Below are 21,299 nucleotides of genomic sequence, written 5' to 3'. Positions count from 1 at the left end.
ACGGGACTGAACGCGGAAAAGTGAATCGCGACGGTACGTGCTGTGCGGCGGCGGTGACAAGCCGGGCTTCGCTGCGGGGAATCGGGGCGATGGCGTCTAGCGAGTGGTGGGGAGCCAGGCGTCGTCGAGGAGGCGCATCGGGCGGGCGGCGGGGAGGACGCGGAGATGGATTTGTTGAGTGGCGGCGGCGGTGAGGGTGATGGGGAGTTCGTTTTGGCCGGAGTGAAGATCGGCTAGGCGGTGATGCGCTGGGAGCTGGCGGTCGTCGATGGAGAGAGTCCAATCGCCGGGCGGGAGGCGGTCGAAGCCGAAGCGACCTTGCGCGTCGGTGGTGACGGAGCGGACACGTTCGCCGGGGCGGCGGAGTTCGATGGTGATGTTGCGGAGCGGTTCGGCGGGGCGGTAGTCGGGAGCGGGAAGCGGTGCGAGCGAGGGAGCTGCGGGAGGGGCTTCGTAGCGGAGGATTTCGCCGTCGAGGCGGGCGGCGGGGGCGGCGTCGATGGCGAGTTCGGCGCGCTTACCGCGTTCGAGTTCGACGATGATCGGGGCGCTGTGGGCGAGGACGACGTTCATGCCGAGCGAGAGCGGGTCGATGGTGAGTTCGTGGCGGCCGGGGCGGACGGAGGGGAAGACGAAGCGGCCGTGTTGATCGGTGGCGGCCGGGAGTTTGCCTAGGCGGAGGATGACGCGGGGGAGCGGCTGGGTGGCGTCGGCGGAGCGGAGGAGGACTTTGCCGGAGAGGCTGGCGGAGTCGCGGCGGGCGAGGGAGGGCGTGGGGAGCGGGACGCGGTAGCTGAGGGAGACGGTGCGGTCTTGTTGCGTGTGGTTGTACGAAGAGGCGCGGAGGTTGAGGTCGAGCGAGGAGCCGCCGGGGAATTCGTAGCCGAGGCTGGCTTCTACCGAAGACTGGGACTGGCGGGTGGTGCCGCGATATTCGGTGCTCGAATACGCGGCGTAGGCGCGGAGGGATTCGGTGAGCGCCCACTGGCCGGTGGCGCTGGCGGTGGTCTCGCGCTGGCCGGCGGTGTAGCGGCTGTCGCCGGTGCCGAGGTAGAGCGAGTAGGTGCCGCCTAGGCGCGGGCGGAAGACGCTGAAGAGGGAGACGTAGGTGAAGCGATCGGTCTGCGGAACGCGGGAGCGGAGGTGACGCGAGCCTTCCTCGACGGTGGTGCGGAAGGAGGCGAAGCGGGTGTTTACGTTGGCGGCGAGCGCGAGGGCGTTTTGGGAAAAGCCGGGGAGGCGGGAGGGCAGGCGGTCGCGGGTGTCGGTGAAGGCGTAGTCGGCGGAGAGATAGAGGCGGTCGGATATTTTGCGGTCGAGGCCGGTGGTGGCGGTGTCGGTTTGGGGGGCGGAGATTTTTGCGGGAGAGCGGTCGAGGTTGTAGCGCGAGGAGAGGAAAGAGCCGTGGGCCTGCCAGTCGGGGCTTAGTTTCCACCAGGCGTTTCCCGAGGTGGAGCGGACGTCTTGATAGTAGCCGAAGAAGTCGGGCGAGGCGCGGAGGTGTTCGAGGTCGTAGTTGAAGTCGTCGCCGCGGTTGCCTCTCAGGCGGAGGCGCCAGGCATCGCCGGTGGGGGCGGCGCGGTTGTCGCTGAGCGCGGCCTCGGCTTCGAGCGAGGTGGATTCATCGGGCTTCAGGAAAACCTGGAAGCTGGGGAGGACGGAGCGGGTTTCGGTACTTGAGGCGAGGGCGGCGGTGTCGCGGACGAGGAGGTTGGTGCGCAGACGAGCGGAGGGGCTGGCGTCGAGCTGGGCGAAGGCACCGAGCTGGTGCGTGTCGGGTGTCTGCCACGGTGTATCGGCATAATAGAGACCGGCGGCCGAGGGCGGGGCGCGATAAGTGACGCCCGCGCCACGGCCGGAGAGGGAGCGTTGGGTGAGGGGCGAGAGGGAGAACTGGTTGTCGCCGAGGAGCAGATCGAGGGCGGGGCTGCGGTAGCTGAAGCTGTAGCGGCTGCGCGGGAGGACTCGCGACGGGCCGCTGACGACGGGATCGGTGCGTAGCAGGAAGTCGATACGGCGGGTGCGCTCGGGATCGATGAAGCCATTGCCCGAGAGTTCGGACTGGAGGCCGGAGGCTTCGCGGCTGCGGAATTTGCGCTGGACGGCGGTGGTGCGGAGGGAGAGGCGGAAGTCGCTGTCGGCCTGCGCGGCGGTGGTGAAGCGCGGGAAGAGGCGGGTGTGCGCGGCGACGACCTGGCGGGAGTTTTTGGCGTCGCCGGCGAGCTGTGCATCGAGGAGGAGCTGGTGGGTTTGTTCGCCGCGAAGCTGAGCGGGCGTGGTGGCGGTGGCGGTGACGAGGATGCTCTCGCCGGGTTGGAGGAGTGGGGAGGAGGGCGCGAGCGTGACGGGGAGATCGAGCGAGCTGCGGGCTTTGAGGAGGAGGGCGGCGGGGTGGTTGCTTTGGTTGGTCACGCGCCAGACGGCGGTGAGGCGGTCGCCGGCGACGAGTTGGGCGGGGGCGTTTTCGTTTTCGATCCGCAGGGTGGTGACGGCGGGGACGGTGATGGTGAGTTCGGCACGGGCTTGCTCGAGGGCTGGATCGGTTTCGGGGCCGACGGAGTAGATCAGGGTGTAGTCGCCGGCGGCGGTAGTGCGCGGGATGGCGACGGCGATGAAGCGGATTTGCTCGGGGCCGGTGAGCGAGAAGGCGAGGCCGGCGGGCGAGAGATCGGTCCAGCCGGGAGGGAGCTGGAGGTGTTCACGAAGCAGCGGGCCGGGCGAGGAGGCGGAGGAATCGCGAAGGGCGACGGTGGCGGAGAAAAATCCGCCGGGGGCGATGGTGGCGGATTGTCCGCTGCGGACGGCGAGGGTCGTCTCCGCGAGCAAGCGGGGACCGGCGAGGCCGGCGACGAGCGCGGCCAGTGCGAGCAGACTGCGGCTGTGGGCGATCACTCAATCGTCGAGGCGGAACCGGTATTGGGCTCCATAGAGTTCGTCGTCGGTGTCCAGGACAATGAGGGCGAGGTAGTCGCCGGCGGGGAGCGCGGGGAGGTCGAATTTTTGGGGCGCGGAGGCACCGGGGTAGACGCGGGTTGTGGGCGCGGGGAAGACGCCGAGGGAGCGGCCGGAGCCGTCGAAGAGGCGGAGCTCCATTTTGGGGCGGAGCCAGCGGTCGCCGGTATTGGCGAGGTCGAAGCAGACGGAGTGGCGGTCGTTGGCGGCGGCGATGCGTTGGTGGGAAATCGCAGGGCGGGCGGAGGCAGAGCCGCCGACGTGGGTGATAATCTGTATCCCATAACGTATGACGGAGCGTACTGAGACGGCGTTGGCGTTTTCCGGCTGTGGGTCGGCGGCGAGGCCCTCGACCATGATCATGCTCCAGTAGGTGCCGCTGCGGGAGGGGTCGGAAGGCACGGAGACTTTGAAGGGGACGATGCGGGTTTCGCCGGGGGCGAGTTCGGGCTGGCGCTCGCCGAGCTCGATCCACGGGGCGTTGGAGCGCGGGAGCTGGCCGGGATCGGTGTAGATGTGCGCATCGGCATCTAGGGAGTAATCGAGTTGGTAGATGCGGGCGCGGCCGGGTGTGGCGGAGGTGTTGCGCAGGACGAGCTGGCCCTCGGCGGAGGAGGCGGGGGCGAGTTGAAATTCGCGGGTGAGTTCGCCGCTGACGATGATGGTGGCGGCTGGCGGAGTTGATGACGCGAGTGGCGATGGCTGGGCGGGCGCGAGGGCGATGGTCAGCGAGGCGAGTGCGGCGAGGAGGACGGGGCGGGGTGTTTTCATTCCAGATCGGTCACGGTGAAGAGGATCTCGGTCGTGTAGGTGCGCGGGGCGTTTTTGACCGACATGCCGTCGAGGAGGTAGCGGAGGCCGTAGGTCTGATCGATGAGCGGGGAGGCGCTGTCGATCAGCGGGGCGGCGGAGGAATCGATGGGCACGGGCGGGCGTTCGTCGGCGGAGGCGCCGATCTCGACGATCTGCACGAGGAGCTGGCCCTCGACGAACCAGACGCCGGTGTTCTGGCGCTGGACGGAGATTCGGCAGGGTTGATCGGAGTTCACGCGCAGTGTGAAGAGTCCGCCGAGGGGAATGCGGCTCGCGTAGTCGGCGCCGGGGCCTCCGGTCAGGTGCGCGGCGGTGATGAGCTGCGACTGGGAGGCGCCGGCGACGAACTCGATGGAGTTGACCGCGCCGGATGGCGGGGCGAGCGCCAGCCAGGCGGCGCAGGTGCAGGCGAGGAGGAAGGCGCGGTTGGTCGTGGCCGCGCGGTGGTGCGGAGCGGGGCTCATCGCGAACGGACGGACAGCGGGCAGCGGCGGACGACGCGCGGAGCGACGTGTACGGGGAATCTGGTTACTGGGCGAGAATGGTGTAGGTGACGTTGATGGTGGCGGGGCCGTTCGGGGTGTTTTCGCCGAGGGTGAGGACGTACTCGAGCGGGAGGCCGGAGGGATCGTCGACGTTGGAGGCGTAGTTTTTGATGCCGGTGATGAAGTCGGCGGCGGTGCCGGTGACGGTGATGGGGTTGCCGCTGTTCACCTCGGTGATGTCGGTGGTGGTGTAGGTGCCGAGTTGCAGGGTGAGCGTGGCGCCGGTGGGGACGCCGGTCTGGGAGACCTGGACTTTGCGGTTGGTGGATTCGTTGGTGGTGATGCGGAGGACGGCGCTGGAGACGGTGGTGCCGGTGCCGCCTTTGATCGCGCCGGCGGCGGGATCGGCGACGGTGAGGGGGGTGTTGGCGGTGACGGAGACGGCGCTGTAGGGATCGTTGGTGACGGCGATGTCGCCGATGGCGGCGTGGAGGGCGGTGGTACCCAGCGTGAGCGCGAGCGCGGACAGGCCGAGGGAGCGGAGGAGACGGAGGCGGGATGGTGTTTTCATGGGAGCGGGAGGGCTGATTTTTGATGATGCGGGGGCCGGTGAAAGCGGGCCGCCTACTAGCTGCGAGCGCCCAAGGCGAAGTTCAACGCCGCGCGTATTCGCAAAAGTGACTACGAACTAGTGCGGAGACGGTGAGCGGTAACGCGGGGGAAGTTTTTGGGATTGGCGGGGCGGGAATTGGGAAAAACACTGGGCGGGGCCGGAACGTTTAGTGCGGCCCGCGAATCCGGATTCACCCATGACCACCCACGTACCCGAGACAGCCCTTCGTCGCACGCCGCTGCTGATGTACGACGGGACGTGTGGACTGTGCAACGCGTGCGTACGGCTGCTGCTGCGTATCGATAAAGCGGGCACGCTGCGGTTCGCGCCCCTTCAAGGGCCGACGGCGCAGGCGATTTTGCGGGAGCGCGGGTTGCCCACGGAGGATTTCGACAGCTTGATTTTCGTGCCGGATTTTCCGCGCAAGGATGGGCCGCACTGGTCCAGGACGGACGGGGTGTTGCAGGTGCTGGCGGAGCTCGGCGGTGTGTGGCGGGTGGTGTCGTGGTTGCGGGTGATTCCGCGGTGGCTGCGCGATCCGTTGTACAAGGTCGTGGCGCGGCTGCGGTACCGGTTGTTCGGCGAGTATCGGCCGAGGCCGCTGGCAAAGGTGGAGTGGGCGGCGCGGTTTTTGCCTTAAAGCGGGCGACGGTGAGCCGGCATTTTAGGGACAACCCGCCCTACCTCGGAAAGCTGAAGAGCTTGGCTCGAAATAGAGCAGCCACGCTTTAAGAAGCGAGGCTGCGAGCAGCAGCGACGGCGCGTTTCATGCGCGTGAGCGCTTCGGTGAGGGTGGCGCGGGGGCAGCCGAAGTTGAGGCGGATGTTTTTGCCGCGGGGCGTGCCGAAGAAGGCGCCTTCGCTGAGGCCGACGCCGTGTTTTTCGAAATGGGCGACGGGATCGGTGAGATTGAGGGCCTCGATGTTGAACCACGCGAGGTAGGTGGCCTCGATGGGGGCTTCGATTTTCATGCCGGGGAGTCCGCGGGCGGTGAAATCGAGGAGGAAATCGCGATTGCCGCGGAGGTAGGCGAGCAAGCCCTGGCGCCAGTCCTCGCTATCCCGATACGCGGCTTCGCAGGCGGCGAAGCCGAGCGTGGTGACTTCGGCGACGATGCCGGCGGTGGCGCGGACGAAGGTGGCGCGGAGTTGCGGGTTGCTGATGATGGCGAAGGAGGTGCCGAGTCCGGGGACGTTGTAGGTCTTGCTCGGGGCCATGAGCGTGACGGTGCGGTTGGCGATCTCGCCGCCGAGGAGTCCGGTGGGGATGTGAGGGATGTCGTCTAGGATGAGGTCGCAGTGGATCTCGTCGGAGCAGAGAATCAGATTATGGCGCAGGCAGAATTCGCCGATGCGCTGGAGTTCGTCGCGGCGGAAGACGCGGGCGACGGGGTTGTGGGGGTTGCAGAGGAAGAAGAGTTTGGTGCGCGGGGTGACGGCGCGTTCCATGGCGTCCCAGTCGATTTCCCAGCGGCGGGCGGCGGAATCGAGCGCTAGCGGGATGGTGACGGAGACGCGTCCGGAGTTGCGCGGGGCGGTCATGAAGGGCGGATAGACCGGGGTGTTGCAGAGGACTTCTTCGCCCGGTTGCGCGAAGGCTTGGGCGGTGACGTTGAGGCCGCAGACGAGGCCGGGGAGCCAGACGAGCCAGCTCGGGTCGATGGTCCAGCCGTAGCGGCGCTGCATCGCGTCGACGACGGCGGAGACTTCGGACTTGGTGGGGCGGGCGTAGCCGAAGATGCCGTGATCCACGCGGCGGTGAAGCGCTTCGATGATCGCGGGTGAGGAGCGGAAATCCATGTCGGCCACCCAGAGTGGGAGGATGTCTTTGCCCTCGTACTTCTGCCATTTCTGGGAGTCGGTGCCGAGGCGTGGGTGGACGGTGTCGAAGTCGAAGCTCATGCGGTGTGCGATGCGTACGGTGAACGGAGAGTGAGAGTGGGGAATGAAGCAGGGAGGGCGGGCGGGGGCACGGAGTTTTTTGCCAGGAGGCGGTACAGTGGACGGGAAACGTGGGGAGGGCGGAGTTTTGGACAGGATTGAGAGGATTAACAGGATTGGACGGCGAGAGTGTGAACGGGTCGAAAAGGTTGGGCGTGCGTTTGGCGGGAGGGAGTGATTAGGGACGGGGCATGAGTAACACGCGTTTGAACTGGGGTATTATCAGCACGGGCCGGATCGCGTCGGAATTTGCGGTGGATGTGGCCAAGTCGGAGTTCAGTCGCGTGGTCGCGGTGGGAAGTCGGACGCAGTCGTCGGCGGGGAAATTTGCGGCGGCGCATGGCGGGGCGATGCGGGCGCACGGGAGTTATGAAGCGTTGCTCGCGGATGCGGAGGTGGAGGCGGTCTATATCGGGACGCCGCATCCGCAGCATTTGGAGTGGGCGCTCAGGGCGGTGGCGGCGGGGAAACATGTGCTGTGTGAAAAGCCGCTGGGGATGAATAAGTCGGAGACGGTGCGGATGGTCTCGGCGGCGCGGGCGAAGGGCGTGTTGTTCATGGAGGCTTTCATGTATCGGTGCGCGCCGCAGACGGCGAAGGTGGTGGAGATTATTCGCAGCGGAGTTCTCGGGAAAATCGGGATGGTGCAGGCGGCGTTTGGGTTTTGGAAACCGTTCGACGCGGCGGGGCGGCAGTTTTCGAAGGAGCTCGGCGGCGGGGGAATTTTGGATGTGGGCTGCTATCCGGTTTCGTTCTCACGGTTGATCGCGGGGGCGGCGGATGGAAAACTGTTTGCCGACCCGGTGGAGTTTCACGGGCTCGGGCAGGTGCATCCGCAGACGGGCATCGACGTGTACGCTGGCGCGGTGGCGAAGTTTGCGAATGGGACCGTCGCGGTGCTTTCGACGGGTGTCGGATTGAGGCAGGAAGTGGGCGTGCGTATTTATGGGACGGGCGGCTGGCTGCATGTGCCGGCGCCGTGGCATCCGGCGCGGCATGGCGGCCAGACGAGTTTGTGGCTGCATAAGCAAGGCGTGGAGCAGCCGGAGGAAATCGCGGTGAAGTCGCCGCTGCCGCTTTATGCGGTGGAGGCGGATGTTTTTGCGAAGGCGGTCGCGGCGGGGCTGAAAGAAGTGCCGGAGATGAGTCTCGACGATACGTTGGGGAATCAGGCGACGCTGGATCGGTGGCTGGCGGATGTGGGCGTGACGTATTGAGGAAAGCCGGAAGCGCGGAGGACGGAGTTGGGCTCACGCAAAGGCGCGAAGGCGCAAAGAAGGAAGCGCTGGGGAATTAGAGAGATGGAAATGTGACGTTTTTTCGCGGTAAGTGCGACAGCAGGGTGGACAGAATTTCACAGCCTGCATTGTGCGAAAATGGTAAGTATCGGAAATTCGGCGACTTGCTGCGCGGAGAGCTGCGGCATCCCGCAAGCTATACTTGGGACATTCAATCGAACTTCGGTTCGACCACTAAACCCAAAAGAAAATTACCATGAGAATCGTACGCTATAGCTATCCAAACAATCGTTTCATCTCGTCCTTTCGGCAGAGTCCGTGGGCGGGTCTCGAAGGCGAAATCGACCGCCTTTTCGAGTCCACACTTGGACATGTCGTGGGCGCGCCTGCGTCCGGTCGTTTCCCGGTCGATGTCTTTGAAGACAAGGAAAACGCCTATGTGCGTGCCGAGCTTCCGGGTATCAACCGCGCCGATCTCGGTGTCGAAGTCGTCGACGGTTATCTCAACCTCAAGGCGACGCGCAAAACCAAGAGCGGCGAAAGCGAGGAAACCGTTGCGCTGAATCGCTCAGTGGTGCTTCCCGAAAACGTGGACGCTGAAAAGGTGTCGGCCGCTTACGAAAACGGCGTGCTCACCGTGACGCTTCCGAAAAAGGAAGAATCCAAGCCCAAGAAAATCGCGGTCACGGTGAATTAATTACCGGCGAGCGCATAACCAACCCTCACGTGTTTTATTCAAACTCACTTAATCCAAAGGAAATTTTATCATGTCTCTTCTCAATTCTCTCATCCCCTCGTTCGCTCGTCCGTCCCTTGATTCGGTCGCTGACAATTCCGCCGACGCCGGTGTTACGCCCGGTGTACGTCCGGTCTACAGCGTCACGGAATCAGCAGACGCGTACTCGCTGACCGTTCAGCTGCCGGGCGTGGCTAAAGCCGGGCTTAGCATCACCGATGAAGACGGTGTGTTGACGGTGCGTGGCGAACGTTCCTGGAAACAGCCTGCGGGCTGGACCTCTCTTTATCGAGAGTCTGGTGAACGCCCCTTCGAACTCTCGCTGCAGCACGATCAATCGATCGACGTGGATAAAATTCGCGCCGAGCTGGTCGACGGCGTGCTCACAGCGACTCTGCCCAAGGCGGAGGCACGCAAGCCGCGCAAAATTGCGGTGGCTTGATTAAGGCGAGTCCCGAAAAGCGGGCGAGTTTCCCAGGTTAAATACAGGTAGCTTCATGACGAGAGGCGCGGTTTCGGCCGCGCCTCTTTTTTGCATACATCAGGCGAAAAGTGGCGGACGGAGCCTAAGCTTCGATGTGGACATTAGCGGCTTCGGCCAGACCATCCGCGTCCATGGAAGATCTCTCGTTCCTGCTCGACCAAAACAAGGCCTGGGCGGCCAACATCACGGCCCGCGACCCGGAGTTTTTTCTAAAACTCTCCCGCCAGCAAAAGCCCGATTACATGTGGATCGGCTGTTCGGACAGCCGTGTGCCTGCGAATGAACTGATCAATGTGCTGCCCGGCGAAGTGTTTGTTCACCGCAATGTGGCGAATGTCGTCGTGCACTCAGATTTGAACTGTCTTTCGGCGATGCAGTTCGCCGTCGATGTGTTGAAAGTTAAGCATATCATCGTGTGCGGTCACTCGGGCTGCGGTGGTGTGCGCGCGGCTTTGAAATGCGAGCGTCACGGCCTCGTCGATAACTGGATCCGGCATGTGCAGGATGTGAAGGACCGGCATTACTGCTGTATTCAGGCGATCCCGGAGGAGAGCAGAAAGCTCGACCGGTTGTGCGAACTCAACGTCATCGAGCAGGTGGCAAATGTTTGCCAGACGACGGTTGTCACTTCGGCGTGGGACCGCGGACAATCACTCACCGTGCATGGCTGGATTTATGGTCTGAAGGACGGCCATCTCCGCGATTTGCAAGTGACCGCGAGTGGTCATGAGTCGTTCGAGGCGGCTTATCGGTCTTCGCGCTCGAAACTGGGTTCGCCGGTGGTGGATTGATCGGCACAAAAAAGGCGCGAACCGGGTGGTTGGCGCCTTTGGCTTTTTATGGAGTCGGGTGAGTTACTGAGGTGAGCCAGGCAGATTAGCGGGGTGATCGGGCTTCTTTTCTTTGAAGACGAGGGAGGCGATGACGGAGACGGCAATGATGCCGCCGATGACGCCGAGGGAGAGGCCGATGGGGACGTGGTGGCCGCCGAGGAGATCCCAGGTGAGGACCATTTTCACGCCGATGAAGATGAGGATGAGGGCGAGTCCGAGGCCGAGGAAGCGGAAGAGCTGCATGGAGCCGGAGAGGGCGAAGTAGAGGGAGCGCAGGCCAAGGATCGCAAAGATGTTGGACGTGAAAACGATGAAGCCGTCTTTGGTGATGCCGAGGATGGCGGGGATGGAATCGACGGCAAAGATGACGTCCGTGGTCTCGATGGCGATGAGGACGATGAAGAGCGGGGTGGCGTAGCGGCGGCCGTTGATCGTGGTGAAGAATTTGCCGCCGACGAATGTCGGCGTGACGGGGAAGAATTTGCGGACGAGGCGGACGGCGATGTTTTTCTCGGGATCGGCTTCCTCGGATTTGGGGAGGGCCATTTTGATGCCGGTGAAGATAAGGAAGGCGCCGAAGACGTAGAGGACCCAGTCGAGGGTGCTGAGGAGGGCGATGCCGCCGGCGATGAAGAGGGCGCGCATGACGACTGCGCCGATGATGCCCCAGAAGAGGACGCGGTGCTGGTGGATCTTGGGAACTTTGAAGAAGGTGAAGATGAGGATGAACACGAAGACGTTGTCCACGCTCAGGCAGATCTCGATGAGGTATCCGGTGAAGAACTCCATCGCGGGCTGTGGGCCGCGCCAGAAGTAGATGATGGCGTTGAAGGCCATCGCGAGGGTGAACCAGACAGCGCACCAGATGAGGGCTTCCTTGGTTTTGATCTCGTGGGAGTTTTTGTGAAAGACGCCCAGATCGAGCGCGAGCATCGCGACGATAAAGAGCATGAAGGCGGCCCAGGCCCAGAGGGGGAGTTGGTCGATGACGGCGAGTATCATAGGAAAATGAGGGGCGGAGTGTGGTTGTCGGCGAATGCGCGGGGCAAGCCCGGGGTTGGGTTTTACCGGTTACAAGATCGGGGGTGGTTTTCCAGCCGGGGCGTTGACAGCGGGCGGAAGCGGAATTGAAAGGCGGGTCATGAACTCGATGCAGCGTCTTTTAACGGTCCTGATGTTTTTTTCCGCCGCGCAGGTTTTCGCGCAGAGCGCGGCGCCCGCAGGTGGCGCGACGGAGGCTGCGAACACGACCGCGGCTGCGGCGGCGGTGGCGAGCGGTCAGGTGAAAATGCCGGAGACGCCGGAATTCATCGAGCATGCGGTGGACGTGATTCTGGAGCAGTTCGATGTGCAGAATTCGGAGAACGGTCCGGTGCGTTATATCGCGTGCGCGGCGATTTTGTTGATCACGTTCATCGTCTGCAAAGTGGTCGTGAACATTTTGTTCGCATTCCTGCGCAAGCTGACGGCGAGGACGGAGACGACGGTTGACGACAAGTTGTTCAGGGCGGTGCAGGGGCCGGTGACCGCTCTGATCCTGGTGGTGGGCAGTGTGGCGGCGATCAAGGCGCTGAAGCTGACGCCCTCGGCGGACAACATGCTCGGGTATATGTACACGATCGCGTTCTCGTTCGTGGTATTTTGGTTTTTGTTGAGGATCTTCAACACGGTCCTCGATCATCTGCACGAGAAGGCGGTGGCGAAGAAGATGGGCGTGGCGGCGTTCATGCCGTGGATCAAGAAGACGCTGCTCGCGATTTTCTTCGTGTTCGGGGTGTTGATGATCGCGCAGAGCCTGGGGGCGGACGTGAAGGCGTTTCTCGCGGGTCTGGGCATCGGCGGACTCGCGGTGGCGCTCGCCGCGCAGGACACGATCGCGAATATCTTCGGATCAGTGGTGGTGGCGGTGGACCAGCCGTTCAAGATCGGGGAGACGATCCAAGTGGCAGGGACGACCGGGGCGGTGGAGGACATCGGGCTGCGCTCGACGAAGATCCGGCGGGTGGACAAGGCGCTGGTGGTCATTCCGAACAAGACGGTCGCGTCGGAGAGCATCACGAATCTCGCACGGTTCACGCAGCGTCGGGTCGAGCAGGTGCTGGGATTAACCTACAGCACGAGTGCGGAGCAAATGGAGGAGCTGGTGGGCGAGATCCGGCGGCTGCTTCTGGCGGAGGAGGAAATCGATCCGACGTCGGTGATTTGTTACTTCCGCGATTTCAGCGCCTCGTCCCTCGATATCTGGCTGGTCTATGTCGTTAAAGACCCGGATTTCCACAAGCACATGCAGCTGCGCATGCGGTTGAACCTGGCGTTCATCAAGGCGGTGGAGACGCGGGGGTTGTCGTTCGCGTTTCCGACGCAGACGGTGCTTTTCGAGGGCGAGATCGCGCGGAAGATGGCGGAGAAGAAAAAGACCGAGGGTTGATGCGAGGCGGATGGCCGTCGGTTGAGCGGTTTTTCCTGCGGAGTGGGCGCGGTGGAAATGGTTTCGATCCGTGTCCGGCGGGCCGCGTGCGCTCCCCGGACCGTATCGATCCCGCGCACCATTTCGCGGCGATGGCGCGGAGTTCTTTGACGGCGATAAAGTCTTCGAGAGAGACGACGCGATATGTGCGGCCGAAGAGGGCGATGGCGTTTTGGCGGAGGCGGGCGAAGTCGCCGACGCCTTTGATGGAGAAAAGCACGTCGAGGATGCCGCCGTCGGTTTCTTCGGTAAGGCTCAAGGTTCTCTCACTGGTAACTCAAGCGTGGGGCCGTTGATGTTTTATCAACGGAACGGATTTCGAATCACGGGCATCGAGCAGGATTTTTTTTGAGGTTTAGGATCCGCCCATTTTCGAGGGCGGGGTGCGCTGTCTGGATATGATCCGGCTTTCGTTTGAGATCGAGAACGGGTGATCCGGGACTCTGCTCGCGGAAGCTGTCTTGCGGAGAGCCGGAGGCCCGGCAGGGTGACGGGTATGAAGCAAATGTTGCGAGCGATGATCTGTGCGTGGTTGCTGGCAGGGTGGGTATTGGGGGCTGAGGCGCAGATTGTGGCGGAGCCGGGGGTGGTGGATTTGGGGCGGCGGACGCAGAATACGGTGGTGGAGTCTAAGGTTGTGCTGGTGAACGCGGGGAAGGAGGCGGTGACGATTTATGATGTGCAGGCGGATTGTAGTTGTACGGCGGGCACGCTGGGGAAGCAGTCGCTCGGCGCGGGCGAGCGGACGGAGCTGGCGATCAAGACGGAGACGCGGAGCTATCAGGGCGAAGTTACGCGGCGGGTGGTGGTGCGGACGTCGGCCGGGGATGTGGTGGTGCCGGTGAAGGTGACAGTGTCGCCGTATGAGCGGTGGGAAGTGTCACCGCCGTTTCTGACGCTGGCGCCGAGTGTGCGGGGCAAAGAGGCGGTGGGAGAGGTGACTTTGACTCACCTCGGAACGGACGCGGGCGAGGTGGAGGTCGTGAGTGTTAAGAGCGAGCCGGATTGGGTGGCGGGGGCGGTGGCCCGGCGAGAGGGGAAGACGTTTATGGTGGGACTCGCGAAGAAGGCGGTAACGCCGGCGGGACATCACATGGTAAAGATGACGGCGGTGACGACGGATGCGGTGAATCCGGTGGTGGCGTTTAATGTTTTTATGAGTGTGACGTCGGCGGTGTCGGTGAAGCCGGCGCCGCTGGTGATGCCGGTGGGGAAGGTCGGGAAGGAGACGCGGCTGAAGGGCGAGTTGCTGGGGTGGGACGGGGATGTGCCGCCGCGGCTGGAGTTGTCGAAGGGGACGGCGACAATCGTGGGAACGGGGGCGGAGGGGCTGGCGTTTGAGATCGCGGTGACGCCGGAGAAGGCGGGGGCGTTGACGCAGCTGTTGCGGATTTATCGCGGGGAGGAACTGGAGCTGGAGGTGGCGGTGATTTTGCGCGCGGAGTAGCGCATGAGCGCGGGGCGCTCGTGCGAATGACCAGTGACCAGTGACCAGTGACCAGTGACCAGTGACCAGTGACCAGTGACCAGTGACCAGTGACCAGTGACCAGTGACCAGTGACCAGTGACCAGTGACCAGTGCGTTGCGCGAGTAGCAGGAAAGCGGGTTCGACGCGAACGGCTCGACGCGAGGTCGAGCCCTACACGGGTCAGCGAGGGAAGAGGGCTTCGAGGGGGAAGAAGGCGCGGGGCGTGCCTTCGCGGGGGAGGAAGAGCGGGGTCGCTTCAGCGAGGGCGGCGGATTGGAGCGCGAGGGTTTGATCGGCGAGGATGCGGCGGGCGTGTATCAGGCGCGTGGACGCGGCGGGGAATTGGGCGGCGAGTTGTTGCGACGCGGTGGCGGGGGAGTTGAGGGCGAGGTCTTTTTGAGTGAGCAAGAGCGTAGTGACCGAGAGGAAGGCGTCGCGGGGGGTGCTGTCTTGCGAGAGGACGGCGGCGAGGAAGGTCTCGGTGAGGGCGCGGTTGGCGTCGGTCGTCTTGAAGTAGAGCGCGGGGCCGGCGGGAGTGTTTTCGTAGGCGCGCTGGGTGAGGGATTCGAGGAGGTCGAGGCAGGCGGGGCAGTCTAGGCTGAGGATGAGGGCGGGGCTTTTTTCGGTGAAGGGGCCGAGCCAGTAGAGGCCGGAGGAAGAAGCGTGAAGGGTGAAGGGTGAAGAGTGAGAGGAGGAGGGATCAGCAGAGGAGGCTGCGGGCGGGGATTGTTGAGAGTTGAGAGCTGAGGGTTGAGAGGAGGAGGAAGCGGACGGTTGAAGGTTGAAAGTTGAAGGTTGAAGGGAAGAGGACGAAGCAGGAGTGGCCGCGGTGGTGGCGATTTGGTGGCGGGTGAGGAGGAGGGCACCGGTGGCGAGGGCGAGGCCGAGGGGGGCGGTCCAGCGGCGCGGGGTTTCGGCGTGGAGCCAGAGGACGGCCCAGGTGATGAGGGCGTGGAGGGTGCAGTAGAGGCAGAAGCTGCGGAGGACGGCGAACTGGAGAAGCATGAAGATGACGGAGCCGCCGCTCATGAGGAGGAGCAACATGCCGCGTTTGGAGCGGTCGGGCACAAGAATGACGGCGAGCCAGAGGAGGGTGCCGTAGAGGCCGACGGGGAGGCGGAAGATTTCGCCGTAGCGGCTGTGGAGAATCGTGTGGCAGCCGCCGGCGCCGAGGCAGGGGAGGGCGAGGAATTTGAGCGCGGCGAGATAGGCGGAGAGCGCGAGGCCGGCGACGATCAGGAGTTGGGTGAGCGCGGGGCGGGCGGACATGCTGGAAGAGAGAAGAGTGAGGGCCGAAGGGCGAAAGGGCCGGACCGGAGAGGTAGGGAGTGACCAGTGACCGAGTGACCAATGACCAGTGGGGACGGAGGCGTTGCGCAAGCGCGGGCTCTAAAGGTGGAGTTCGGATTGGGCGGGGATGCGGGCTTGGTGGCTGAAGTAGTGGTCGCTTAACAAGGGGTGCAGGGCGTAGAGGCGTTCGAGGACTTCGGAGAGGATTTCTTCGAGGCTGCGAAGGGGCGTCTCGGAATCGGTGGCGTCGAAGTGGCGGTCGAGGGTGACGTGATCGAGGAACTGGAGGAGTTCGTTGACGGTGGTGACGCCGGTTTCATCCGCGCCGGGGAGGTCGCTCTGGATGGATAAGAGGGATTCGCGGATCTGACGGAGATTCTGGCAGATGCTTCTCGGGGCATCGGGCTGCTGGAGGAAGAGCGCGGCGACGAAGCGGGGGCGCGTACGGGTTTGGTAGATACGGCGGTAGGCGTCCTGAGAGCCCAACATGCGAAGGAGGGCGGAGAGCTCGGGGTTTTCGCGGGGTTGAGAGGTGGGCGAGGTGGCGCGAATTTCTTCGTCGATGGCGCCGAGGACGTAGCGGAGGGCGCTGCAGGTCATGATGGCGCGTTCGAGGTGCTGGCCGATGCGCAGGAAGTGCCACGAGGCGTCGTGGAGCATGGTGCGCTCGGCGGTGCCGAGGAAGGCGTTGAGCTCGGTGGTGACGGCCTGGGTGGCGAGCTGGGCGTTTTTGCGGCGGAGTTCGTCGGTGTCGGAGGCCGCGTCCGCAGTTGGTTGAAGGTCGGAGGGGGACGCGGTTTCGGGGCGGCAGAGGGTGGCGAGGCGGGCGTGAAGGCGGCTCAGGATGACCCAGCATTCGGGGCTGACGTGGTCGCGGAGCTGGCGGGCGTTTTCGGAGGCGATGCCGATGGAGGAGAAGATCGAGCTCGGGTGGCGCGAGGAGAGGGTCATGCGCCAGATGAGATCGGTGGAGAGCGCGTTTTGCGGATTGGCGCGCGGGGTGATTTTTTCGGCGGCGTGGCCGGTGGCTTCGAAGAGGCCGCGCCAGATGGGGAGCCAGCGGTGGCGGTCGCGGGCGGGGATTTCTTCGAGGGCGACGTCGTCGAAGATGGACAGCATGCGGGCGGTGACTTCGGCGCGTTCGAGGTACCGGCCGAGCCAGAGGAGGTTTTCGGCGGAGCGGGAGCCGAGGACGGAGCGGGGCGGGGCGGGCGGGTGGGCTTCGGCTTCGGCGGGGTCGCGTTCGCTGGTGGCGGTGTCCTGGAGGACGATGGTGTCGGCGGTGACGCCGACGCGGTCGCGCGGGGGCTCGTTGGCGCCGATGTGGACGAGGCCGCCGGGGAGGACGGTGCGGTGGCGGCCGTGGGAGAGGGCGAAGAGGGAGAGGGTGAAGCCGGGGGTGTGGGTGGAGCCGGTGTCGAGCGGGAGGCGCTGGACGGCTTTTTGGGCGACGTAGGCGAAGGGGTTTTTGGATACCTCGGGAGCGAGGCCGCGGGGGCCGACGAGAAAGGGAAGTTGTTCGAGGAGATGTTTGTCGCCGAGGCGCGGGTCGTGGATGGGGCGGATGCGGAGGTCGGTGTAGGAATCGAGGATGTAGTCGAGCTGGTCGGTGTCGCCGCAGGTGTAGGTGGGGACGGAAGGCAGGAGGGGTTTTTCGCCGAAGTAGAAGCGCATGAGGCGCGGGAGGTAGGCTTCGAGGGCGCGGGATTCGGCGAGGCCGGTGCCGATGGCGTTGGCCATGGCGACGGTGCCGTGGCGGATGCATTGGAGGAGGCCGGGGACGCCGGCGGTCTCGCGGTCGGTGGAGAAGACGACGGGGTCGATGTGGGCGTCGTTGAGGCGGCGGTAGATGACGTCGACGGGTTCGAGACCGGCGATGGTTTTGAAGTAGACGCGGTTGTCTAAAACGAGGAGGTCGTCGCCGCGGGCGAGGGGGAGGCCCATCTTGCGGGCGAGAAAACTGTGTTCGGAGTAGAACGGGTCGTGCGGACCGGCGGTGAGGATGACGATGGAGGCTTCGCCGGACGCGCGGGGGGAGAGGTCGTGTAGCGCGGCGAGGAGCTTGAGCGGGAAATTGATGATGCTGTGGTAATCGGGGAGGGCGCCGTAGAGTTCGCCGGCTTCCTGGGAGAGGAAGCGGCGGTTTTGGACGGCGTAGCTGAGGCCGATGGGGGTGTTGGCGCGGGTGTCGGTGAAGAGCCAGCCCTCGGCGGTTTTCACCAGATCGAAACGGATGACAGTGGCGGGATCGGCTCGGGTGGGATCGAGGCGGAGGCAGGGGCGGCGGTAGTAGGGATCGCCGAGAATGACCTCGGGCGGGAGGATGCCGGCCTGGAGGACTTCTTGCGTGTTATAGACGTCGGCGAGGAGGGCGTTGACGAGGCGGGCGCGCTGGATGCAGGCGGCTTCGAGGGTGGCCCATTCGGCGGGAGCGAGGACGAGTGGGGCGGGTTCGAGGTGCCAGTAGGGGGCGTGCGGATGCGCGGCCTCGGGGGAGAGATCGGTCTGGCCGGCGTCGCGAATCAGGAGCTGCAGGCGGCTGCGGACGGCGCGGAGTTGCGCGGGGCGCAGGCGAGGCAGGCTGGAGAATTCGACGGGCATGAGTGGCGGAGGGCGGGAAGGAAAAGAGGGTGCGCGAGGCGCGCAATGACCAATGACCAGTGACCAGTGACCAGTGACCAGTGACCAGTGACCAGTGACCGAGCGCGGTTAGCGAATATCGTGCCGTTGGGGAGGGGTGGGCCGACGGAGGGAGAAAGAGTACGAGAAAGAGGAAAGAGAACGATGGGGGCGGGGGCGATGAGGGGCGTCGCAAATCCAGCGGATGCAGGCGAGTCCGAGCGGAGGGACGTTTGGCGGAGTTTCGCGGGAGGGGCGTTCTCGCGGGTTGGATAACCTGCGTTCCGGGCGCAGGCGCCGGTGGAACCACTCGCTGGTGCTCGTGGCTACGGGGTGTGGAGGCAGGCTTGGAGGGCGAGCTGGAGGGCCTGGGGGGTGAAGGGTTTTTCCAGGATGTGGTCGATCTTGAGGCCGCGGAGTTCGCGGAGCTCGTGGTCGGCGAGGCGGCCGCTGGCGACGAGGATCTTTCCCGAGAAGCGGGTGCCGCGGAGGCGGCGGGCGATTTCCACGCCGTTGAGGCCGGGGAGGTCGATGTCGAGCATGACGAGGTCGTAGTCGGGATTGGCGGCGAGGTGGCGCCAGGCTTCGGTGCCGTGGCCGATGTGGGTGACGTCGTGTTTGAGGCGGCGGAGGGCGGTGGCGAGGGTCTGGGCGACGAGTTCGTCGTCCTCGACGAGGAGTATCCGGCGGCTGGAGACTTCTTTGGCGGGGGCGGGCGCGGTACCGGCTGGGACGGCGGGTGGCGGGGAGAAGAGGGGGAGCCAGACTTGGAAGGTGCTGCCTTCGCCGGGGGTGGAGGAGACGTTGATTTTGCCGCCGATACGGGTGACGAGGTGCCAGACGGTGGCGAGGCCGAGGCCGGTGCCTTTGCCGACGCCTTTGGTGGTGTAGAAGGGTTCGAAGATGCGTTCCTGGATTTCGCGGGTCATGCCGAGGCCGTTGTCTTGTACGGTGAGATTTATCCAGCCGAGGATGCGGCGGTCGGGGGTGGATTCGGTGTCGGCGGGGGCGGTCTTGAGGCCGGCGGCCTGGATTTTGATGCGGGGGTGCCAGGGGTTGGAGGGGGCGCGCTCCAATTTATCCATGAGGGTGTCGCGGGCGTTGAGGAGGAGGTTGAGGACGATCTGGTGGAGGTCGGTGGCGTTGAGGTAGAGCGGGGTGAGGGAGTTGGGGATGTCGGAGGCGAGTTCGATGCGGCGGTCGATGGTGGAGCGGAGGAGGTCGAGGTTGGCTTTGACGAGGGCGGGGAGGTGGACGACTTCTTCGCCGGAGTCGGAGCGGCGGCCGAAGGCGAGGAGGCGGCGGGTGAGGTCGGCGCCGCGCTGGGAGGCGTGGGTGATGGCGCGGAGTTCGGCGAGGAGGTGGGGCTGGGAGCGGAGTTCGTCGGCGAGGAGCTCGGTCTTGAGGAGGACGGGGGTGAGGAGGTTGTTGAATTCGTGGGCGATGCCGCCGACGAGTTCGCCGATGGCGCGGAGTTTGCGGCCTTGGGCGACCTCGGCGTCGATTTGCTTACGTTCGGTGATGTCCTCGGCGAGGTAGCAGACCTGGGGGCGGGCTTCGGCGCCGGCGCCGCCGAGGGGGATGAGGGTGATCGCGTAGTGGCGATGCAAGGACGGGAGGACGCGTTCGAGGCGGAGGTTATCGGCGCGGTTGTTGGCGTCGCGGAAGAGGGTGGTCCAGAAGGTGGCGACGTCGTCGGGGAGGCCGAGCTGGTTGACAAGGCGGCCGGCGAGGTGGGCGGAGTTGAGGCCGAGGAGGCGGGCGGTGCCGGGGTTGGCGGAGACGAAGCGGAAGGAGTCGGCGGCGGGTTCGACGACGCCCATGGCGTTGGGGGCGTTTTCGTAGAGGGCGAGGAGGAGCTGGTCGCGGGCGCGGAGGCGCTCCTCGGCGGTGATGAGGCGGGTGATGTCCTGAAGGGTGCCGAAGATGCGAGAGACGCGGCCGTCGGGGTCGCGTTCGGCGCGGAGGGTGGCGTGGACGATTTTGCGGTGAGCGTGGCGTGGTGAGAGGGTGAGAGTGATTTCGCAGGCGGAGCCGATGAGCATGGCCTCGCGGATGGAACGGTGGGCGGAGGAGCGTTCGGAGGCGGGGATGAGGGTGAGGAGGCGGAGGTAGGTGAGGGGGCCGAGGGCGGGATCGCGATCGAGGATGCGGAGGGCTTCGGCGGAGCAGTCGATGCGGCGGGTGGCGAGGGTGAAGCTCCAGTGGCCGACGTGGGCGATTTGCTGGGCTTCGGCGAGGATGGCTTCTTGCTCAACGAGGCGGGAGGCCTGGGCGGAGAGGCGGCGGCGGAGGGCGCGCTGGCGGAGGAGGCCCCAGAGGGCGGCGAGGGAGGCGAAGGCGAGGATGACGGCGGCGTAGGTGACGACTTGTTCGCGGGTGAAGAGGGGGGCGTCGAAGTGGCCGTACCACTTGCGGTAGATGGTATCGAATTCGCCGGTACGATGGAGGATGGCGAGGCCTTCGTTGAGGCGGGCGAGGAGACGGGGGTCGTCTTTATGGACGGCGAAGCAGTGCTGGACGTCGTAGCCGTCGAAGGGGTCGCCGAGGATGCGGATGTTTTTATGCCGGTCGCGCTCGATGAGGGAGAGGGCGGTGAGGCGGGAGGCGAAGACGGCGTCGTGCTGGCCGTGTTCGATGAGGCGGAGGGCTTCCTGGACGGAGCTGACGTAGGTGATTTTGCGCGGGACGATCTGGTAATCGGCGAAGAATTTCTCGGCGACGCTGCCGCGGCCGACGATGATGAGGTCGGCTTGGGAGAGATCGGCGATGGTTTTGAGGTGAGGAGAGTCTTTGCGGATAAAGACGGCGCCCTGCAGGTTCATGAACTGCACGGAGAAATCGGCGTAGAGTTCGCGGCCGGGGCCGGGGCTGTAGGTCTGGAGGAGGTCGAATTCGCCGGTCTGGAAGCGGGTGTGGAGTTCGGCGGAGGGCGCGACAATGCGGTCGATGCGGAGATTCATGACGCGCGCGACGGCGTCGAGGAGGTCGACGGAGAAGCCTTCGCAGCGGCCGGTGTTGCCGATGTAGGATTTGGGGAAGCTATCGCTGGCGGCACCGGCGATCAGGGGGAGTGGGCCGGGCGAAGGGCCAGGGGTGGCGGCTTTATCATCAGCCCGGGCGAAGGCTGTGAATGGGCCGATTAAGAGAACGATAAAACCGACTAGCCTTCGGCTGAGCGGGGTATGCGAACGGAAAAAAGAAAGGAGGGGCGTGGGCACGCGAGGGAGGGGGAAGCGAAGCCTGCGAACGTGAAAGCAAACGTCACCATGAGCAGAGACGGCGGCGCTGCAATCTTCTGTCATCTTCTGTGGCGGGAAATTTCCCTGGTCCCGGATCGGGACGGTTCGGCTGTGGCGG

At 64.8% G+C, this 21,299-nt stretch carries 17 protein-coding genes; 8 read left to right on the top strand and 9 right to left on the bottom strand.

Going from position 1 to position 21,299, the window contains the following annotated elements; all coding sequences use genetic code 11:
- Positions 1 to 96: 96 nt before the first annotated feature.
- The 4 genes from CMV30_RS07880 to CMV30_RS07865 all read right to left on the bottom strand — a co-directional run bounded on the left by CMV30_RS07880 (position 97) and on the right by CMV30_RS07865 (position 4,821).
- Entirely contained in the window at positions 97 to 2,892 is a 2,796-nt protein-coding gene (locus CMV30_RS07880) for a carboxypeptidase-like regulatory domain-containing protein (protein ID WP_096055504.1), read from the bottom strand.
- Positions 2,893 to 3,723 carry a hypothetical protein gene (locus CMV30_RS07875; RefSeq protein WP_096055503.1) on the bottom strand — a complete coding sequence of 277 codons (831 nt, stop codon included), beginning with the start codon at positions 3,721 to 3,723 and terminating at the stop codon, positions 2,893 to 2,895. It abuts the gene before it with no gap.
- Complete coding sequence (locus CMV30_RS07870; RefSeq protein WP_096055502.1) at positions 3,720 to 4,229, bottom strand: hypothetical protein; 510 nt, start codon at positions 4,227 to 4,229, stop codon at positions 3,720 to 3,722. Before CMV30_RS07870 ends, CMV30_RS07875 begins: the two co-directional genes overlap by 4 nt.
- A 64-nt stretch (positions 4,230 to 4,293) precedes the next feature.
- Positions 4,294 to 4,821 carry a hypothetical protein gene (locus CMV30_RS07865; protein ID WP_096055501.1) on the bottom strand — a complete coding sequence of 176 codons (528 nt, stop codon included), beginning with the start codon at positions 4,819 to 4,821 and terminating at the stop codon, positions 4,294 to 4,296.
- A 238-nt stretch (positions 4,822 to 5,059) separates the two neighbouring features.
- Here CMV30_RS07865 and CMV30_RS07860 point away from each other — a divergent pair, with 238 nt between their 5' ends.
- Positions 5,060 to 5,503 carry a thiol-disulfide oxidoreductase DCC family protein gene (locus tag CMV30_RS07860; RefSeq protein WP_096055500.1) on the top strand — a complete coding sequence of 148 codons (444 nt, stop codon included), beginning with the start codon at positions 5,060 to 5,062 and terminating at the stop codon, positions 5,501 to 5,503.
- An 88-nt stretch (positions 5,504 to 5,591) separates the two neighbouring features.
- Here the strand turns inward: CMV30_RS07860 and CMV30_RS07855 are convergent, their stop codons facing one another.
- Complete coding sequence (locus tag CMV30_RS07855) at positions 5,592 to 6,764, bottom strand: MalY/PatB family protein (protein ID WP_096055499.1); 1,173 nt, start codon at positions 6,762 to 6,764, stop codon at positions 5,592 to 5,594.
- 230 nt (positions 6,765 to 6,994) lie between these two features.
- Here CMV30_RS07855 and CMV30_RS07850 point away from each other — a divergent pair, with 230 nt between their 5' ends.
- The 4 genes from CMV30_RS07850 to can all read left to right on the top strand — a co-directional run bounded on the left by CMV30_RS07850 (position 6,995) and on the right by can (position 10,052).
- Positions 6,995 to 8,020, top strand: a complete 1,026-nt coding sequence (locus CMV30_RS07850; RefSeq protein WP_096055498.1) for a Gfo/Idh/MocA family protein — start codon at positions 6,995 to 6,997, stop codon at positions 8,018 to 8,020.
- A gap of 277 nt (positions 8,021 to 8,297) precedes the next feature.
- Positions 8,298 to 8,738, top strand: a complete 441-nt coding sequence (locus tag CMV30_RS07845; protein WP_096055497.1) for an Hsp20/alpha crystallin family protein — start codon at positions 8,298 to 8,300, stop codon at positions 8,736 to 8,738.
- Positions 8,739 to 8,808: 70 nt separating this feature from the next.
- Positions 8,809 to 9,219 carry an Hsp20/alpha crystallin family protein gene (locus CMV30_RS07840; protein WP_096055496.1) on the top strand — a complete coding sequence of 137 codons (411 nt, stop codon included), beginning with the start codon at positions 8,809 to 8,811 and terminating at the stop codon, positions 9,217 to 9,219.
- A gap of 173 nt (positions 9,220 to 9,392) precedes the next feature.
- Positions 9,393 to 10,052: a carbonate dehydratase gene (gene can, locus CMV30_RS07835; protein ID WP_096055495.1), complete on the top strand. Its 660-nt coding sequence runs from the start codon at positions 9,393 to 9,395 to the stop codon at positions 10,050 to 10,052.
- A gap of 63 nt (positions 10,053 to 10,115) precedes the next feature.
- Here can and CMV30_RS07830 read toward each other — a convergent pair whose 3' ends face one another.
- Positions 10,116 to 11,096: a TerC family protein gene (locus CMV30_RS07830; RefSeq protein WP_096055494.1), complete on the bottom strand. Its 981-nt coding sequence runs from the start codon at positions 11,094 to 11,096 to the stop codon at positions 10,116 to 10,118.
- 172 nt (positions 11,097 to 11,268) lie between these two features.
- On the opposite strand from CMV30_RS07830, the gene CMV30_RS07825 reads away from it, so the two are divergent.
- The 3 genes from CMV30_RS07825 (at position 11,269) to CMV30_RS20685 (ending at position 14,008) form a co-directional block, all read left to right on the top strand.
- Positions 11,269 to 12,522: a mechanosensitive ion channel family protein gene (locus CMV30_RS07825; protein WP_175414778.1), complete on the top strand. Its 1,254-nt coding sequence runs from the start codon at positions 11,269 to 11,271 to the stop codon at positions 12,520 to 12,522.
- 70 nt (positions 12,523 to 12,592) lie between these two features.
- Positions 12,593 to 12,913 (top strand): hypothetical protein, encoded by a 321-nt coding sequence (locus CMV30_RS19795; RefSeq protein ID WP_175414777.1) that lies wholly within the window; start codon positions 12,593 to 12,595, stop codon positions 12,911 to 12,913.
- A 144-nt stretch (positions 12,914 to 13,057) separates the two neighbouring features.
- Entirely contained in the window at positions 13,058 to 14,008 is a 951-nt protein-coding gene (locus tag CMV30_RS20685; protein WP_138223192.1) for a DUF1573 domain-containing protein, read from the top strand.
- Between the two features lie 202 nt (positions 14,009 to 14,210).
- Here CMV30_RS20685 and CMV30_RS07810 read toward each other — a convergent pair whose 3' ends face one another.
- The 3 genes from CMV30_RS07810 to CMV30_RS20680 all read right to left on the bottom strand — a co-directional run bounded on the left by CMV30_RS07810 (position 14,211) and on the right by CMV30_RS20680 (position 21,160).
- Positions 14,211 to 15,299, bottom strand: coding sequence for a vitamin K epoxide reductase family protein (locus tag CMV30_RS07810; protein ID WP_096055491.1), 1,089 nt, complete (start codon positions 15,297 to 15,299; stop codon positions 14,211 to 14,213).
- A 120-nt stretch (positions 15,300 to 15,419) separates the two neighbouring features.
- The gene (locus tag CMV30_RS07805) at positions 15,420 to 17,921 is read right to left on the bottom strand and encodes a circularly permuted type 2 ATP-grasp protein (RefSeq protein ID WP_096055490.1); all 2,502 of its coding nucleotides are present in this window, start codon (positions 17,919 to 17,921) and stop codon (positions 15,420 to 15,422) included.
- 344 nt (positions 17,922 to 18,265) lie between these two features.
- The gene (locus tag CMV30_RS20680) at positions 18,266 to 21,160 is read right to left on the bottom strand and encodes a transporter substrate-binding domain-containing protein (RefSeq protein ID WP_175414776.1); all 2,895 of its coding nucleotides are present in this window, start codon (positions 21,158 to 21,160) and stop codon (positions 18,266 to 18,268) included.
- Between the last annotated feature and the right edge of the window lie 139 nt (positions 21,161 to 21,299).

The organism is Nibricoccus aquaticus (assembly GCF_002310495.1).
Classification (GTDB): domain Bacteria; phylum Verrucomicrobiota; class Verrucomicrobiia; order Opitutales; family Opitutaceae; genus Nibricoccus; species Nibricoccus aquaticus.
Note: the sequence above shows the minus strand (reverse complement) of the source record. Positions and strands in the feature narration are given on the sequence as shown.